The sequence below is a fragment of the Pontibacter sp. FD36 genome, from assembly GCF_015686655.1.
Lineage (GTDB): Bacteria > Bacteroidota > Bacteroidia > Cytophagales > Hymenobacteraceae > Pontibacter.
In genome coordinates, this window is sequence record NZ_JADPMP010000011.1 from 101,520 (window position 1) to 118,513 (window position 16,994).

At 51.0% G+C, this 16,994-nt stretch carries 15 protein-coding genes and 1 riboswitch; of the genes, 9 read left to right on the forward strand and 6 right to left on the reverse strand.

What is annotated here, in order from left to right; all coding sequences use genetic code 11:
• Positions 1–128: 128 nt before the first annotated feature.
• Complete coding sequence (locus I0P70_RS16270) at positions 129–818, reverse strand: DUF4397 domain-containing protein (RefSeq protein ID WP_196120011.1); 690 nt, start codon at positions 816–818, stop codon at positions 129–131.
• Complete coding sequence (locus tag I0P70_RS16275) at positions 754–903, reverse strand: hypothetical protein (RefSeq protein WP_196120013.1); 150 nt, start codon at positions 901–903, stop codon at positions 754–756. Before I0P70_RS16275 ends, I0P70_RS16270 begins: the two co-directional genes overlap by 65 nt.
• A 51-nt stretch (positions 904–954) precedes the next feature.
• On the opposite strand from I0P70_RS16275, the gene I0P70_RS16280 reads away from it, so the two are divergent.
• The 4 genes from I0P70_RS16280 (at position 955) to I0P70_RS16295 (ending at position 6,185) form a co-directional block, all read left to right on the forward strand.
• Positions 955–2,151, forward strand: a complete 1,197-nt coding sequence (locus I0P70_RS16280) for a class I SAM-dependent methyltransferase (RefSeq protein WP_196120015.1) — start codon at positions 955–957, stop codon at positions 2,149–2,151.
• A gap of 291 nt (positions 2,152–2,442) precedes the next feature.
• The gene (locus I0P70_RS16285) at positions 2,443–2,925 is read left to right on the forward strand and encodes a hypothetical protein (RefSeq protein ID WP_196120017.1); all 483 of its coding nucleotides are present in this window, start codon (positions 2,443–2,445) and stop codon (positions 2,923–2,925) included.
• A gap of 136 nt (positions 2,926–3,061) precedes the next feature.
• Positions 3,062–3,235 carry a hypothetical protein gene (locus I0P70_RS16290; protein WP_196120018.1) on the forward strand — a complete coding sequence of 58 codons (174 nt, stop codon included), beginning with the start codon at positions 3,062–3,064 and terminating at the stop codon, positions 3,233–3,235.
• A gap of 205 nt (positions 3,236–3,440) precedes the next feature.
• Positions 3,441–6,185 carry a TonB-dependent receptor plug domain-containing protein gene (locus I0P70_RS16295; protein ID WP_196120020.1) on the forward strand — a complete coding sequence of 915 codons (2,745 nt, stop codon included), beginning with the start codon at positions 3,441–3,443 and terminating at the stop codon, positions 6,183–6,185.
• Between the two features lies 1 nt (position 6,186).
• Here the strand turns inward: I0P70_RS16295 and I0P70_RS16300 are convergent, their stop codons facing one another.
• Entirely contained in the window at positions 6,187–6,786 is a 600-nt protein-coding gene (locus I0P70_RS16300) for a DNA-3-methyladenine glycosylase (RefSeq protein ID WP_196120023.1), read from the reverse strand.
• Between the two features lie 268 nt (positions 6,787–7,054).
• Positions 7,055–7,258: riboswitch (cobalamin riboswitch) on the forward strand.
• A gap of 102 nt (positions 7,259–7,360) precedes the next feature.
• Here I0P70_RS16300 and I0P70_RS16305 point away from each other — a divergent pair.
• Together I0P70_RS16305 and I0P70_RS16310 are read left to right on the forward strand one after the other, a co-directional pair.
• Complete coding sequence (locus tag I0P70_RS16305) at positions 7,361–9,274, forward strand: TonB-dependent receptor domain-containing protein (protein WP_196120025.1); 1,914 nt, start codon at positions 7,361–7,363, stop codon at positions 9,272–9,274.
• Between the two features lie 22 nt (positions 9,275–9,296).
• A complete protein-coding gene (locus tag I0P70_RS16310) occupies positions 9,297–10,424 on the forward strand; it encodes a DUF5074 domain-containing protein (RefSeq protein WP_196120027.1) in 1,128 nt (375 codons plus the stop codon).
• Positions 10,425–10,505: 81 nt separating this feature from the next.
• Here the strand turns inward: I0P70_RS16310 and I0P70_RS16315 are convergent, their stop codons facing one another.
• Positions 10,506–10,790, reverse strand: coding sequence for a hypothetical protein (locus tag I0P70_RS16315; RefSeq protein WP_196120029.1), 285 nt, complete (start codon positions 10,788–10,790; stop codon positions 10,506–10,508).
• A 143-nt stretch (positions 10,791–10,933) separates the two neighbouring features.
• On the opposite strand from I0P70_RS16315, the gene I0P70_RS16320 reads away from it, so the two are divergent.
• From I0P70_RS16320 to I0P70_RS16330, 3 genes are all read left to right on the forward strand, one after another.
• A complete protein-coding gene (locus I0P70_RS16320) occupies positions 10,934–11,110 on the forward strand; it encodes a hypothetical protein (RefSeq protein WP_159439839.1) in 177 nt (58 codons plus the stop codon).
• A 51-nt stretch (positions 11,111–11,161) separates the two neighbouring features.
• Positions 11,162–11,395 carry a DUF2798 domain-containing protein gene (locus I0P70_RS16325; protein ID WP_196120031.1) on the forward strand — a complete coding sequence of 78 codons (234 nt, stop codon included), beginning with the start codon at positions 11,162–11,164 and terminating at the stop codon, positions 11,393–11,395.
• A 415-nt stretch (positions 11,396–11,810) separates the two neighbouring features.
• Entirely contained in the window at positions 11,811–14,015 is a 2,205-nt protein-coding gene (locus I0P70_RS16330; protein ID WP_196120033.1) for a radical SAM protein, read from the forward strand.
• Between the two features lie 95 nt (positions 14,016–14,110).
• Here I0P70_RS16330 and I0P70_RS16335 read toward each other — a convergent pair whose 3' ends face one another.
• Positions 14,111–15,043 carry a DUF6624 domain-containing protein gene (locus tag I0P70_RS16335; protein WP_230392248.1) on the reverse strand — a complete coding sequence of 311 codons (933 nt, stop codon included), beginning with the start codon at positions 15,041–15,043 and terminating at the stop codon, positions 14,111–14,113.
• Positions 15,044–15,221: 178 nt separating this feature from the next.
• Entirely contained in the window at positions 15,222–16,895 is a 1,674-nt protein-coding gene (locus I0P70_RS16340) for a M28 family metallopeptidase (protein WP_196120035.1), read from the reverse strand.
• Positions 16,896–16,994 lie beyond the last annotated feature (99 nt).

The following is a 16,994-nucleotide window of genomic DNA, read 5'->3' on the forward strand; positions in this document are numbered from 1 at the left end:
AAAATTTCTCACTCAACTTCAACATAATAGCACTACTCAACTGAAAGTCAATTAGTTTGAATTTCTTTAAAATACTGAGGCCTGTACCAATGGCACAGGCCTCAACTAGGTAGTTGTCTTCTTCGTTATTATCGGTTCGTAATGATCTCGGCTCCAAGGGAGTTCATATTTTCAGCTGGTGGCGACACAAAACCTCTGGCGAATACAGTGTAGATGCGGCCACTGGCCAGCTGTACGTTTGGCACAGCCAGCACAACTGTTTCTGTTCCGGCCAGTCTTACTTCCAGGTTATAGGTACCTGTTGGTACAGGGGCAAAAGGACTCGCCTCTTTAAATTCGCTGTTGCTGAAGAGCACAGGTCCACCCGTTACGGCAACGTCTACTGCCGGGGCGTCAGGTGATAAGTGCACGAAACGCACGTGCGCATTACCGGAAGCCGGTGCCGTCAGGTCATCCATCAGTACCAGTGGCTCTATATTGCTCAGCGTGTTGATCGCGAACACAGAGTAGTTCATGTTACGCTCCAGGTCAAGGTTGGCGTTGATAACTGATGTGTTTGTGCCAGCAGCATTCACTTTCACATTACGACGGCCAGCCGGCACCTCCAGGTAACCTGTGTTGTTCGGGTAAGTGAGAGCAGTTGAGTTCACTTTCTCGTCATCCACCAGCAAATCAACGCCGGGTGCGTCAGGTGAGGCGTGCACTACCATTACATTTGCATTTTCGATAACAGTCATGTCGTCATCGTCATCATCACAGCTTGTTAGCACCATGGCCGGCAGCACCGCCAGCATCATGATTTTCATCCATTTCTTCATAGTAGTCTGATAAATTATTTAAATAAAAATTTCTTTTAGCTGTGAATACAACCAGCAGGTATAAGGATTGTTTGCGGTCGGTCATATTTTTATGAGAAAAACAGGGCTGATTAAATTTGTACCTTTGCAGCGTACCATGAAGCACTATACCCCGGAAGAGAGAGATTTTATACTGCAGCACCAGCACCGCCACCCAGCCGAACTAATGCTGCAGGCAAGCCGTTACCCGCATTTGCCGGTGGCTGAACTGGTGAAGCAGATCCAGGCACGACAGAAAGCCTCGGACAAGCTGCCAACCTGGGTAGCACACCCGGATGTGGTATTTCCAACGGCCGTATCAGTAGAGCAGACTTCTTCAGAGGCAACAGCTGCTTTTAAAGCCTCACTGGTAAAAGGCAAGCTGCTCGTCGACCTGACAGGCGGCTTTGGGGTGGACAGTTTCTATTTTGCGAAACAGTTTGGGCAGGTGGTGCACGTCGAGCAGAACAGCGAACTTTCAGAAATAGCCGCCTATAATTTCAAGTTGCTGGGCGCTGCTAATATTGATGCTGTCAACGGCTCCGCAGAAGATTTCCTTCAAGAGTTTACTGGTAAAGCCGATGTGCTATACCTGGACCCGGCACGACGCGGCGAAAGGCACGAGAAGGTGCACCTGCTCCAGGACTGCGAACCCGATGTGCTGCAACTGCTGCCGGTACTGTTTGAGAAAGCAGCTACTGTGCTGCTCAAAACCTCCCCCATGCTTGATATTGAGCTGGCACTTGAGCAACTGAGGTCAGTAGCCAGGGTATGGGTGATTGCACTGCACAACGAGTGCAAGGAAGTGCTATACCTGCTTCAGCCTTATGCAGGGACGAACCCCACCCGACAAGCGGTCAACCTGATGCCGGATGGTAGTATACAAACGCTTACTTTCGACAAAGAGCAGGAAGAGCAGGCTTCTGTCAGCTTCTCTGATCCAAAGACATACCTTTACGAGCCTAATTCTGCCATACTTAAATCAGGAGCCTACCGCAGTGTGGCTAGTCAGTTCGGCCTACAGAAGCTGCACCCCAACAGCCACCTGTATACCTCTGAGCAGCTCATACCTGATTTTCCGGGCCGGACCTTTACTTGTCAGGGTATAGGCCGCTATAATAAGAAAGAGATTCTTGCCAGACTCCCCCACCGCAAAGCCAATATCACGGTGCGCAATTTTCCAGAGTCCGTGGCTGACATTCGCAAAAAGACAGGTATAAAGGAAGGTGGCGAAGACTACCTTTTCTTTACTACTGATATGCACCAGAAGCCGATTGCGATCTTCTGCCGGAAAGCAACAGCCCCTGCCCTGTAATTTTTTTTCAGGTTTTTTATGGTGCTTTAGTTTTTGAAGCACTTTATAAAATCCTACCGCCCAACTGCTTACCTCTTTTAAACCAACCCCTTAATGGGTTCAGGCACAATTACATACACCCGTTGTTATACTTACATAACACTATATACCCATAGATATTCTAGTCGGTTTTATTGCTATCCTGTTCCAACACTGACCTGGCCAAATTGCTAACTGCTAGAGTCTTTGTCCGTAAAACAGAGAGTCCCGTCTGGTACGGAGACACCATGTTAAACATATATCACGAAAGCTATGAAACGTAATAATGAAGAGAATCAGGGTATGAATCGTAATCGTAACAACGAAGATAACCTGAATCAAAATCAGAACCAGAATAGAAACCAGAATCAGCCAAGAAACGAATCGGGCGAGTTTACAAGCTCTTCCCGCTCACAAAATAACCCATCGGGTCAGAGCAACCAGGGTTCGCAAGCAAGCAACAGCAACCAGGGACAGGGCTGGCACGGTGACTCACAAGGCCACGCAGAAGCGGGTCGTCAAAGCCATAAGAACGACAGTTCATCATCTTCTAGTAGCGGCAGATCATCACAAAGTGGTCAGACCCAAGCAAGAAGTAGCAACCAATCACAAGCCAGAAGCAGCAACCAGTCGCAGGGCAGTAGCAGCCAAAACCAGGGAAAAGGCTGGCACGGTGACTCTGAGGGACATGCAGAAGCAGGACGCCAGGGTAACAAGAATAACAACAACTCAGGCTCCAGCAACAACAACTCCTAATATAGTTTAGCTGAATATATTATGGAAAAGCCCGTGGCAGATGCTACGGGCTTTTCTGTTAGCGTCAACTAGAGCCAAAAGGCCTCGTAAACAGAATATTGTACATGATTTGCAATTAACCCTCAATTTTAAAACTATGAAAAACGAGAAAGAGAATAAAAACATGCCGCAGAACAAGCAAACCAGAAAAGAGCAGGCTGGTTCTAAAAAGGACATCGGAAACGACCTGCACAAGGATGCAGTTGGTAAAACCGGATCTAACAACCCGACACCTCAGGCCCGCACCGACAACGAGCAGAAGAACCAATAAGGATTGAACAATATCCTACCTAAAGCCCCGGCTGCGCTGCGACCCAGCAAACAGCCGGGGCTTTTCGTGTACAAGCCATTCAGCATGTACAACTATGGCTACAGAGATAATATTTAAAAAGATTGATTAGACACAATAAGCTTTTTATTATATATTATTGGCTTAATATTTGTTCTTTCGCTCAAGTACCTTTATAAGCCAAGCTATGCGCAAACCTCTACTGCTCTTATCACTTCCTGCTGTTTTACTACTTCTGGCCTTCAGCTTCAAAAAGGCCAGCAACGATGACCTGATCATGCGCATAGCACTGCAGCTACAGAAGTTCTACACCCTGTACCCGCAGCAGAGCATCTACCTGCATCAGGACAAAACACTCTACAGTCTCGGCGAGACTATCTGGTTCAAAGCTTATACTTCTCAAAGCACGACTGATAGCCTAAGCAAGGTACTCTACGCAGACCTGGTAGGCCCTGACAACAAAGTGCGCCTGAGCAGGAAACTGAAGCTGCAAAATGGCATGGCACACGGCGACTTCTACCTGCCCGATACCCTCTCCGAGGGGCTCTACCAGCTCAGAGCTTATACCAACTGGATGCGTAACTTCGATCCGCAGTACTTCTTTACCAGAGAGCTCAACATTGCCAGCCCTTCCCTTACTGAGGCTAAAGCAAGTATTTCTTTCCAGACACACGCCTCCGCAGCCGGAGATTCCATCATCACCAGTCTGCAGTTTTATAAGCATCCTTTTGAGCCACTGAAGAATCTGAAGTTAAAGACACAGCTGGTGCTGGATGGTAAAAGAGGAAAGTCAGGCAGCCTGGAAACAGATGCGCAAGGTATAGCCCGACTACCGCTCTTCTTCAGCAATGCCCAGAGCGGCACGGTAAAGGATGCCCTTCTGGTCGTTCAGTCTGATGACAAAAGCAACCCATTCCAGCGTAGCTACCGCCTGCAGGTGGGCCAGCCGGCTCTCGACTTGCAGTTTTTCCCGGAAGGTGGACAACTGGTGGCAGGTATATCTTCCCGGGTAGGCTTCAAGGCTGTGGAAATAAGCGGTAAAGGGCAGCAAGTAGCTGGCACTGTGCACGACCAACAGGGCAATATGGTAATGGACTTTAAGAGTGAGCACTTGGGTATGGGTGCTTTTACGTTTATACCCGAACCCGGCAAAACCTACACCGCACAGATAAAGCTACCCAACGGCCGTACAGCCAGTTATAAGTTGCCGGAGGCAAAGCCGGAGGGCGTGGTGCTGCAGGTTGCGCAGCATAGTGAGCACACGGTTAATTTTCGGATAGAGCATAATTTCAAAGCCCAGGTTGCGAATGCCCCCATGTATATGATTGCGCACGCTGCCGACAGCCTTATATTTGCTGTAAGAGCCAGCACCGATAAACCGGTACTGGAGTCGGCTATACCTGCTTCCCGATTCCCGGTGGGTTTGATCCACTTCACCCTGTTCAGCGCTGATGGCAAAGCCCTGAGCGAACGCCTGGCCTTTGTGAACCATCCGCCACAGCTCCAACTCAACATCACGACCGACAAGGCCATGTATGGCAAAAGGCAAAAAGTAACCATGCAGTTCGAAGCCCGTGATGCCAGCGGCACGCCGGTAGTCGGCAATTTCTCACTCGCCGTGCGCGACGCTCTCATCGACCAGAACCAGCAGCCTTATGAAAATAATATTTACACACAGCTATACCTGCAGGGTGAGCTGAGAGGCAATATCGAGCAACCCGCCTACTACTTCGACAAAAAGCAGCCACAGGCACGGCGCCACCTGGACCTCCTGCTACTCACTCAGGGCTGGCGCCGCTTCGATTGGGGCAACCTGCTACAGGACAAGCTGCAGGCCGCTCCACATCTTCCGGAGGAGAGTCTTTCATTCTCAGGGAGAGTAGAAAAGGAGCTTGGCAAGAAGACACCGCAGAAAAGCAACCTGACGCTTATCTTCACGCCGAACACGGCACCCAAAGAAGCAGAGCTTACACTGCCCAACCTGGTCATGGCAGAGACGAACCCTGATGGCAGTTTCCGGTTTGTAGGGCTGGACTTTGAGGATACGCTGAAGGTCTTCATACAGGCACGCACGCCCAAGGGAAGTAATAACCAGTTGATTCACCTGGATCGCATGACAGCCCCTGCGCCAAGCTTCCAGGCATTGGAAGGAGCCACCCTATCGCCAGACCAGATATCAGCCTACCGCAGGCGCATGAGCGACTGGGCCAAGGCTGACCGCCAGCACCGCCTGACCACGGGCGCCATTCAACTGAAGCAGGTAGATATCACTGCAAAAAAACAGGAGTTCAGCAATGACCACCGCATTTACTTTAAGGAAAACGCAGATGCTCGCATTGAGCTAGATAAACTCACAGTAGTATACCCCAATGTGCTGCAATACCTGGCAGGTCGTGTAGCTGGTGTGCATGTTACAGGTTCAGGCAATGAGACCAGCGTAATGATACGTGGCGACGGGCCACTGTTTGTACTGGACGGTATGCGTGTTAGCCTAGAGACAGTAAATATGCTCTCGCCAGAAGATATTGAGGCGATTGAGGTGCTGAAAGGCGCCAATGCTGCCATTTATGGCTCTTCATCAGCCGGCGGCGTGATTGCGCTCTTTACTAAGAGGGGCAATCCAAACTACAATTACGCAAATCAAAAAGCACCCGGCACCATCAATTTCAAGCTGGCTGGCTACAACAAGCCATCAGAGTTTTATTCGCCGCGCTACGATGTGCCCCAGGACCGTCACAACCTACCGGACTACCGAAGCACCCTGCACTGGCAGCCTAATGTAACTACTGATGCCAGAGGGAAAGCGACTGTTAGCTTCTTCACGTCAGATGTCATTACTGAGTTTGTGGCCGTTTGCGAGGGTGTTGCAAGACAAGGCATAGTAGGCGCAACCTCCTACCGCTTCAGCAGCGAAACACGGATACAGCCTTAGTTTATTTCTTGCGACTGACCCACTTGTTGTCTTTCAGCCAGAAGCGCCAGGGTAGCAGCGCATCTTCACCGGCATAGTCTATACCTACTCGTGGGCCGATGGCTATACCTTCAGCAGGCACGGCTATATCTTTGTCTTCTATCCAGATGGTGTCGCCGATGAGTGTTTCGCCATAGTGACTGCGGTTTATACCTAAGGCAATGCTGAGCACACCCGGCCCGGCCGTCAGGTTAGGTTTGGGAGTGGCCATGTTGCGGCGCAGCAGCATCTCTTCTATACCTTCTGTCGGTTCGATGGCCCGCACCAGCACGGCATCGGCCTGCCCTTCCACGTTGGTAATGATGTTGAACAGGTTGTACATGCCATACACGAGGTATACATAAGCCACCCCGCCCTCGTGGTACATGATTTCGGTGCGCTGTGTGCGGCGGTTCATATGCGCATGGCAAGCCTTGTCGTTTGTGCCGGAGTATGCCTCCGTTTCCACAATGATGCCTCCGGTGAGGATGCCGTCGTGGTGTGTGTAGAGGTACTTACCCAGCAGGTCCTGTGCCACCTGCACCACATCCGGTCGGGTATAAAAGTCTTTTCTGAGCTTCACTTTGTAATGGATAATGATGAATGAGTAATGACGAATGAGTAATGAATAATAAGCAATGAGTAATGACGGATGAATGAATAAATATTTAATTCATACCTACCTGTAAGCAAATAATGAACAGGTATACGTGAAACAGGCTCATCGGCCAATCCCTTATCCTCACCTTATTATTAGTTATCATATGCTATTCACTAAATCTGATTGCTAATTCGTCATTACTTATTAATCATTACTCATTCGCCATTACTTGTTTCTTCATTAAAACAATTACCTTTGCCTTCAGATTGGTGGCCTTGTCGTTTTCGCGACAAAGCCTTAAAAGGGAAATAGGTGAGATACCTATGCTGTTCCCGCAACTGTGATCTTCTTAAAAAGGGTTAGCCAAAACCACCGCCACTGTGCCGCACAACGCACGGGAAGGCTGGCTAACCTGAAGAGAGCCAGGAGACCTGCCAGTCCGACAATAATTAGTCGTATGCTTTCGGGTAAAAAGCTGCACGGCCTTCGCTATACCTGCGCGCGCTGTTCCTGCCTATACCTGCCTGCATGCTTCGGGATTTAAGCAAGCGTATACGTGGCAAAGTTTCACTACCCTCTTCTATCATGCCTGGCTCTACTGCTAGGTATAGCGCCCGTCGCTCTGGCGCAGCAGGATACTACGGTGTATCACTTGCGCACAGTCGAAATCTTTGGCAAGCCCTCCGAAGTGTTTGCCTCTGGCAGCCGCGTAAGCACACTCGACAGCAGTTTCATCCGCACCTATGCCTCCGGCACCATAGCGGATGCCTTGCAGGCCCGCACACCGGTATTTCTGAAAACGAACGGTGCTAGCGGCATTTCCACCCCTTCCTTCCGGGGCACCAGCGCTACACATACTGCCGTGCTTTGGAACGGCCTCAACATCAGTCAGCCAGCCTTGGGGCAGAGTGACCTGTCTTTGTTGCCTTTGAGCAGTATCGGGAGCATTGCGGTGCAGCATGGTGCGGCAGGTGCTATGTATGGCAGTGGCGCGATCGGTGGGGCTGTTTTGCTCAACTCCCCAACCCAGCAAGAGCCCGGCTTTGGAGCAGATGTGATGCAGGAGGTTGGCAGCTTCGGCCGGTACTTCTCCAGCGCAGGCGTCCGCTACAGCAGCCAGAAGCTTTCTGTCGCACTGAGTGCCTATCGTCTGGCAGCAGAAAACGACTACTCTTTCCGGGACTACGGCCGTATTGGAGCACCGGTTCGTCGACAGGACCAGGCGCAGGTAGCACAGCATGGCTTCACCCAGGACCTGAGCTGGCAGCTCTCTTCCAATACCCGGCTTGCTTTGCATGGCTGGTATACCTTTGCCGACCGGGAAGTAGCTCCTGCGCTGGGCGCTGCCAACACCAATGCCGAACAACTCGACCGGAACCTGCGCCTGATGACGGAATTGAACCACAGCAGCAACTGGGGCGAAACCTCCGTGAAAGCGGCCGTGTTCAACGATTACCTTCGATTCACTGACAACAACAACTACTCTACCACTGATATCAACACTTACCAGGTGCAGGCCGAGCAGACCTATACCTATGCCCGCCGCTGGAGTTTGCGGGGCGGCCTTAATCTGCAGCACTTTGACGCCGATGTACAAGGCTATGGCAAACAAGTAACGGAAGACCGCGCTTCGGCTTTCCTGCTCTTCCGCTACGACCCCAGCGAGCGGCTCGACCTGAGCCTGAACTTGCGCCAGGCATTTGTGAAAGGCTACAACCCCACTCCGGCGCCCACCCTGGGCGCTAACTGGCTGATGCTGCAGCAGGGTAATCACAAGCTATACCTGAAGGGCAACGTGTCGGGCAGTTACCGGGTGCCGACGCTGAACGAGCGCTTCTGGCAGCCAGGTGGCAATCCGGACATCAAACCGGAGCAGGGCTGGAGTTACGAAACCGGACTGCGTCACCGCTATACCTTGGGCAGTGTGCAGTTGGATTCTGAATTATCGGTTTACCGCATGCTCGTGGACAACTGGATACAATGGATGCCGATTACTTCCAGCTATTGGTCTCCCCGCAACCTGCAGAAGGTTCGCTCACAGGGTATAGAACTCAGCAGCCGTGCTAGTACCATAATAGGCGACTGGCAACTGGCTGCTACGGGCGCCTATACCTATACCTCCTCCGAGCAGGTAAAGGCCTACGAAGGAAACCAGGAGTTGAACCAACAGCTTGCGCACGTGCCATTGCACAAAGCCCAATTGGGGGCTGACCTTACCTTCCGCTCCTGGACGTTACTCGGCAACATCACGCACACCGGCCTCCGCTATACCGACAACAGCAACACTGGCAGCCTGCCCGGCTATACCTTGCTTAGCCTGGCACTGCACAGGAAGTTCAGCATCGGTCAGTATCAGTTTGTTACATCGGTCCGCAGCGATAATGTAACCGACCGCGAGTATACCGTGCTCGAAAACGTGCCTATGCCATCCCGCAGCTTTGCGGCCAGCCTGCGCTTTATCATACCTTAAATTATATACATACCCCAATAACATGAAAAAAATTACCCGCTTCCGCAGCTACCTACTGTCAGCTGCCTTTGCCTTTGGTGCGCTCACTATCACTTCCTGCGACAAAAAGGACAACGGGCCTGCCGGTGAGTACGCCCGCAATGGTGTCCTTGTGTCCAATGAAGGCGCCATGACCAAATCAAATGCCTCGATGAGCTTCTACAGCCACGACAGCAAAACAGTGGAGAACGAATCGTTTAAGAAGGTGAATGCTCCGCTTCTGCTCGGCGACGTGTTGCAGCACATGGTGCAGCATGGCGACAGGCTATACCTGGTGATGAACAACAGCGGCAAGGTGGTAGTCACTAACGCCCATACCCTGAAAGCGGAAGGCGAGATCGCCGGTTTGGAGGCGCCCCGTTACTTTGCGGCCCTGAACGATGATAAAGCTTATGTAACGGAGTGGCTTGGCTACGATCCGGCGACTTATGTATATGGCAACGGCCGAGTAGCAGTAGTGGATCTCAATACGTTGACCGTTACCAAAACAATCACTGTAGGCGTGCAACCGGAGCAACTTATCCTTCAAGGTGGAAAGCTCTACGTAGCCAACAGCGGTGGCAACTCTGTAACGGTGATCAACACGGCTACTGACGCGATAGAAACTTCTATCACCGTAAACGACGGCCCGAGCAGCCTGGCACTGGACCGTAACAACATGCTTTGGGTAAGTAGCCGAGGCATCAAGTCTTATGACCCAACCGACTGGTCTGTCAGCGAAGAACACAGCACTCCCGGCTCCCTTGCCAAGATCAATACAGGTAGCAATTCGGTAGCCGCGACACTCACCTTCACCAGAAATGCGCCATCTCCAGACAAGCTCACGCCAAATCAGGGCGGAGACAAAATCTACTATGTGTTCAACAACAAGGTATGGGTGCAGGATGTCAACACGACTACACTGGCCACTCAACCACTCATCGACCGTGGCAGCTATGTAGCTTATGGCTTCAACGGCCTGGGTGTGGAACCTGGCAGCGGCACGATTTACGCAGGCAAGGCGACAGACTATGCCTCCAACGGTTGGGTGGTGCGCTACAACCCACAGAGCGGAGCAGCTGTAGACTCCTTTAGGGTTGGTATTGCCCCGAACGGTTTTGTGTTCAAATAATTAATCTGCTATCCCCAAAAGCACAATGCCCGGTCCTCTTATCTAGAGAGCCGGGCATTGTGCTTTTATACCTGAGCCGAATTACTGGTTCGGATCAGGCTTCAGATTTTCATCATAACGTTTCTGGCGATCACCCTCCTGGTTAAAGGCACTGTCGCCTATGGCGGTTCCTTCACGGCCTTCGTATACGTCCTCGTAATTACCAGTAGTATCACCGTAGGTACCCGCACGGTTAGCCTCTTCCGGTTGCTCTATTTCGCTCCGCTCCACGTTTGTCTCACCTGGGTCGGTACCCGTGTTACAGGCCGTCATACCTACGCCCATAAGCAAACCAAGTGCAGCAGCCGTTTTCTTTATAGATTTCATAGTTTTTTCATTTTAGATTTTCAAAGTGCCAATCCGCATCAGGGTATAGCTCTCTAATGTACGACCAGCCTACAATTAGAGTTAAAAAAAGCTACATACCTCACTCCTTTGCCGTATGACATAGTGCACATAAACATAAAGGTATGATGAACGGGAAAAATAAGTCTGACCAGGAAAAGAGCAGCAAGGAAATGTCTTCGGACAAGAAAAAAGTAGCAACCGACAAGCAAACCCCGCCGCCACAGGGTTCGGGTGCGAACAATCCGGGCCACACCAAAGACGACAGCTCTGATGCCGAGGCACAAAAAGGGCACGCCTGATGGCGCAACAATCAGCCTAAACCTTAACTTTGCGGCTATACCTGGTCTGCCATGAAAAAGAACTTGATGAACCCGGCGCTTAAACGCAAGTTGCTGGTTATCTCCCTGCTGTGCCTGCTCGTAGCCTCTGCCCTGCAGCTCTATACCTTCGGATTTGCTGATAACTTCTTCAGTAACTGGCTGCGCATGTTTGTGGTACTGTTTGTTTTGGTGGCAGGTACTGTGCTGGCTGTTGTGCCGGGTGCAAATTATGTTGTCAACAAGACTTCGCAATTATTCAGATAAGCACTGCTATACCTCTACAAACGAAAAGCCCGTGATAGCATCACGGGCCTTTTGTTTTAGGGAACAATTGAAACACTTACACCATCACAAGCCATTGCTTCAGGTTATTATTCATGAAATTTATTCCACTGATTTAACCTTTGCTTTTACGCCTAGAAGCATTCAACTATAGATGATAATAATGCAAATATAGTGATATTCGGATTGATTTATATAATTAAATATCGCTTTAATGCATAATTTATTCGATGTTATACCTACCATTCTCTAAGCTGCTCATTTACAACAATTCCAGACTGAACCCTGCCTGCACTAGAAGTGTTAAGCAGGCAGTAATTGTTTAGAAAGCGCTACAGAATCAGTAGTTTTGCAGCCCGCGCCCTTTGGGGCGTTTTTATTTTAAGAATCCCGAGACTTGAAGAAGCCAACCATACTGCTCATTACGCCGCCGCTCACGCAGCTCAACACACCATACCCCGCCACTGCCTACATCAAGGGCTTTCTGAAAGGGCAGGGCTATACCGTTACCCAGGCTGACTTTGGCATTGAGCTGGTGCTGCGCATGTTTTCGAGAGATGGACTAAGCAGAATATTTGAGGCTGTAGAAAAGGGGGATTTTGAGTTGTCGGATAACAGCCGACGCATCCTGCGACTCAGGAGGGAGTACCTGAACACTATAGAGCCAGTCATCCGTTTTCTGCAGAACAAAGACACTACCCTGGCTCAGCAAATAAGCTACAGCCGTTACCTGCCCGAGGCTTCACGCTTCGACCAGGTAGAGGACATTGACTGGGCTTTTGGCAGCATGGGCATCACCGACCGCGCCCGTTACCTGGCTACGCTATACCTAGAGGATCTGGGTGACCTTATTAAAGAAACCATCTGCCCCTATTTCGCTTTTAGCCGCTACGCCGAGAAACTGGCCTTGTCGGCCACTTCCTTTGACCCGATGGAGGAGTCGCTGCAGACGGAGCCAAACCTGGTAGACCAGATGCTGCTCGAGCTGCTGGAAGAGCGCCTGCAGGAAGTGCAGCCGGATGTGGTCGGCTTCTCTATACCTTTCCCGGGGAACCTGTATGGTGGTTTGAGGCTGGCACAGTATATCAAGCAGCACCATCCGCACATCCATACGATGATGGGCGGTGGCTATCCAAATACAGAGCTGCGAAGCCTCCGCGAGCCGCGCCTGTTCAAATACATCGACTTTGTAACGCTGGATGACGGCGAAGGCCCTTGGCTGAAACTGCTGGAATACTTGCAGGGCGAGCGCCAGGTTGATTTTCTGCAGCGCACATTCATGCTACAGGATGGAAAGGTAGAGTTTATCAACGGCTGCCTCGACAAAGATATTCCGCACACTGAGGTGGGAACGCCGGACTACAGCGATTTGCCACTGCAGGATTACCTGTCCGTGATCGACGTGATCAACCCGATGCACCGCCTCTGGAGCGACGGCCGCTGGAACAAGCTAACGGTGGCCCACGGCTGCTACTGGAAACGCTGCTCCTTCTGCGACATCACGCTCGACTATATTTCCCGCTATGAAACGGCCCCGGCTACTTTGCTGGTGGATCGCATCGAGCAGATCATCGCCCAGACGGGCCAGACGGGATTTCACTTCGTGGACGAAGCAGCGCCGCCAGCCGCCCTCCGCGACCTGGCCATTGAACTGCTACGCCGCGGTGTGAAGATTACCTGGTGGGGCAACATCCGGTTTGAGAAAACCTTCACACCCGACCTCTGCCGTCTGCTGGCCGCGTCAGGTTGCATAGCTGTGTCGGGTGGTTTGGAAGTGGCATCTGACCGACTGTTGGATTTGATGAAAAAAGGTGTGAGCATTGCGCAGGTGGCACGTGTAACGGACGGCTTCACACAAGCTGGTATCATGGTACATGCCTACCTCATGTATGGCTTCCCAACGCAGACAGCACAGGAAACGATTGATTCGCTGGAAGTGGTGCGGCAGCTTTTCCTAAACGGCGTGATACAATCCGGCTACTGGCACCGCTTCAGTATGACGGCGCATAGCCCGGTGGGTAAGCACCCTGAGAAATTTGGTGTGGTGAAAGTAGGCCCGCCGGAAGGTGACTTTGCCAACAACGACCTTTGGCACGATGACCCGCAGGGAACCGACCACGAGCTGTTCGGCCAGGGTTTAGCGAAAGCCATCTACAATTATATGCATGGTGTGGGACTGGAAGAGCCACTCTCGTTCTGGTTCGATTTCAAAGTGCCGCGTGTCACCACCGACCGCAACCTGATCGCCAAGGCGATCCAAGAGCCTGCCAAACCAGACAGCGAACGCAAGCTGGCCCGTGTATTCTGGCTCGGTAACGTGCCCGAAATCGACTTTATGATGTATGCCAAAAAGGGCCAGACCATCGAACGCTGCGTGCTGACTTTTTACGAAAAAGCCGAAGACTTCCAGATCAAAACTACAGCCAACATTGGGCAATGGCTGCTGGAGCAACTCACGCTGCTGACTTCTGAAGATGCTCCGGCTATGACACTGAAGCAACTGGAAGAAACTTACCCACTGGACGCACACCTGAACTTCACAGAGTTCCTGGCGTCTCCTGTTTGGTTTGAGTTGCGCGAGAAAGGATTGCTGTTGCTGTAAAACCGTGTCTCGACAAGGTTTGTTGACAAAGAACAATACACTATTGAAAACAGAACAGGCGCTGATAAAGCGCCTGTTCTGTTTTCTGCTTTTGATTAGTTGACTCTGCCAGGAGTTACTGGTGGCGGGTAGTCTAAGCCAAACCGTTTCGCATAGTCTTTCAAGGGCTCCAGGCCAACCTCGGCACGGCGCTTATCCACATTCGCTTCATCCTCTATCAGGTAAAACTCAGGTTTGTTGGTTTCAGGGTTATTTCTCAGTTGACTTCCGTAGAGCTGTGGCTGGTTGTTGTACATGCGCACCCTATCCTCTGTAAGTGCCAGGCTACTTTTCTGCAACTCCCCCTTCTCTGCCGCTTCTCGCATCATAGGCAGGTATTTCTCCATCAGCTCCTTCTGATCCTGGCCTATATGTTGTATCACCGCCCAGGCCGCCTGACTAGCCGCCCCTCCTACCATGCTTTTTCCGGGCCAGCCGTGCTCTTCAATAATAGCTATTACCTGCTCCAGGTTTTCTTTGTCAGCAGCCCACATTTTAAGAATCAGGTCCTGAAACTGCTCTGACTGCGGCCCATGCTCCTGCTGCACCTTGCTGATCATGCGTCTGTGCTTCTGGTCATTTTCATAGATTTGCTCCAGCTGTGCCTTCAGGGGTTTATTGTAGTTGGCCTCTGCCTTATCCACATTCGCCCGCAGCTGCTGCACTAACTTTTCCCAACGTTTGTCGCTGTGGAGGCTGTTGAGATCAGTGTCCTGCTTCAGGTGATTAATGTTGAGGTAGCCTTTGTCGATGGCTTTTCCAAGGTGCGCAAAGGCCTTGTTTTTGTCTCCTGCCAAAGCCCATGAGCAGGCAGCATTGTAATGGTCTGTGGTACTCCCCTTCCCATCTTTTAACACCTGATCGTATACTTGTCCGGAACCCTTATAGTCTTTGGTATTATACTTTGCATTAGCCTCAGCAGCAGATTGTGCCAACGTAACAGTGCTTATGCTGCCAGCCAGCAGCAGAGAAAGGAAGAGCGTTTTCATAGATTTTCTAGTTTGTTTACCATTCAATCTACACAAATTTCATAATATATACCTTATCAGATACTTTATTCTGCCGCAACAGCTTTAACATAAAGACAATCCGATAGCAAATGGGTAAAAAAGATGAAGCCGCACAAACAGCTGTTTGTGCGGCTTCACAGAAAGAAGGGTTATATGTTTAGTTATTCATGTAGCTATCCCGTACAGCCTTGAACTCAGAACCCGCCTTCCATTGTGGCCACTCCGATGAGCCCGCCAAACGGTGACCTACCTGGTAAAGCAGTTTCAAATCCTCTACCACCCCATCCATTTTATAATCCGGATGCACCTGGTCGGCTGCTTTGTGGTAATAGTTGGCGTAGTACTCGTCAAGTTTCTTCTTGCCCAGTTCTTTACCGCCATCCATCAGGTCCACTCCCGGACCAATGAACAGCGCCGGTATACCTATTTTGGCAAAATTGAAGTGATCGGAGCGGTAATACAGGCCTGCCTCTGGATTCTCTTCCGGTGCGATGTAACGACCTGCCGCTTCAGCCTCCGCTGTGATATAGTCCTCGAGCTCGGACTGACCCATCCCATACAGCACCACGTCTTTTGTCTTGCCATAGGGGTTCATCATGTCCATGTTGATGTTGGCCACCGTCTTCTCTTTCGGGAACACCGGGTTTTCAGCATAGTAAGCCGAGCCCCAAAGTCCCTGCTCCTCCGCCGTCACGGCCAGGAACACTACTGTACGCTCCGGCTGCGTCAGCTGATTCTTAAATGCCTTGGCAATCTCGAGCAAGCCGGCCACACCACTGGCGTTATCCACAGCACCGTTGTAGATACTATCGCCTGTCGCATCGGCCTTGCCTATACCTAGGTGGTCCCAGTGGCCGGTGTAGATGATCGTCTCGTCAGGGCGGGTGCTACCGGTGATCTTGGCGATGAAGTTGGATGTCTTATCGTAGCGGGTCTTCACTTTTAGCGAAGTGCTCGCCTGCAGGTTTAGCGGGAAAGGTTTGTTGCCCGGCTTAGATGCTTTGCTGAATACAGACTTATAATCCATACCTGCAGCGGCGAAGAGTTTCTCAGCTATGGGGGTGGTGATCCATCCTTCCATGGCGCACTTGTAGGTTTCGCGGCCACGGCTGTCAAGGTACATTTTGGATGTGTTCCAGTTGTTCTGCACTACCTGGAAGCCGTAGCCAGCAGGATCGGTATCATGGATGATCAGGGCTCCTTTTGCTCCCTGTCGGGCTGCCTCTTCAAATTTGTAAGTCCAGCGACCGTAGTAAGTCATGGCTTTGCCTTTGAATACAGCCGGGTCCTGGGTATAAAAGCCTGGGTCATTCACCAACATCACCACAATCTTGTCCTTCACATCCAGACCGGCATAGTCGTTCCAGTTGTACTCCGGTGCCACAACGCCAAAACCCACAAACACCATTTCTGTAGGATTAATGTTGATGGACTCGTCCGTGCGACGGGTCCAGATCACATAATCGTTACGGCCTTCCAGCTTCAACTCCTGCTGCTTGCCTTTGATGGTCATGTCTGAATTAGCCGTCGTATTCACCTCTACCATCGGTACCTCCTGGAAATAGCTGCCGTTGTTGCCCGGCTCTACTCCGAGCGCCTTAAACTCCCGCTCCAGATAATCCAGTGTTTTCTGCTCACCCGAAGTGAACGGCTTGCGGCCCTCCATATCATCGGCAGCAAGCGCAGTCAGGTATTGCTCGTAGCTTTCAGTTGTAAGTGCGGCCACGGTTCCGGCACCGGCTTCTCCTGTTTCAGGGCTGGAAGACTGGCAGGCGGTGAACGCTCCGGCCAATAATATTGGCAGAAATAGAGGCTTGATTTTTCTTATCATAGTATTAGCAGGTTTGTTAAATGAATGGTGAGTGCCAAGGTATAACAGCCACAGAAGTGTTAAAGTACATAAAGCTGTTCAGGAAAAAAAGTAGCGAGG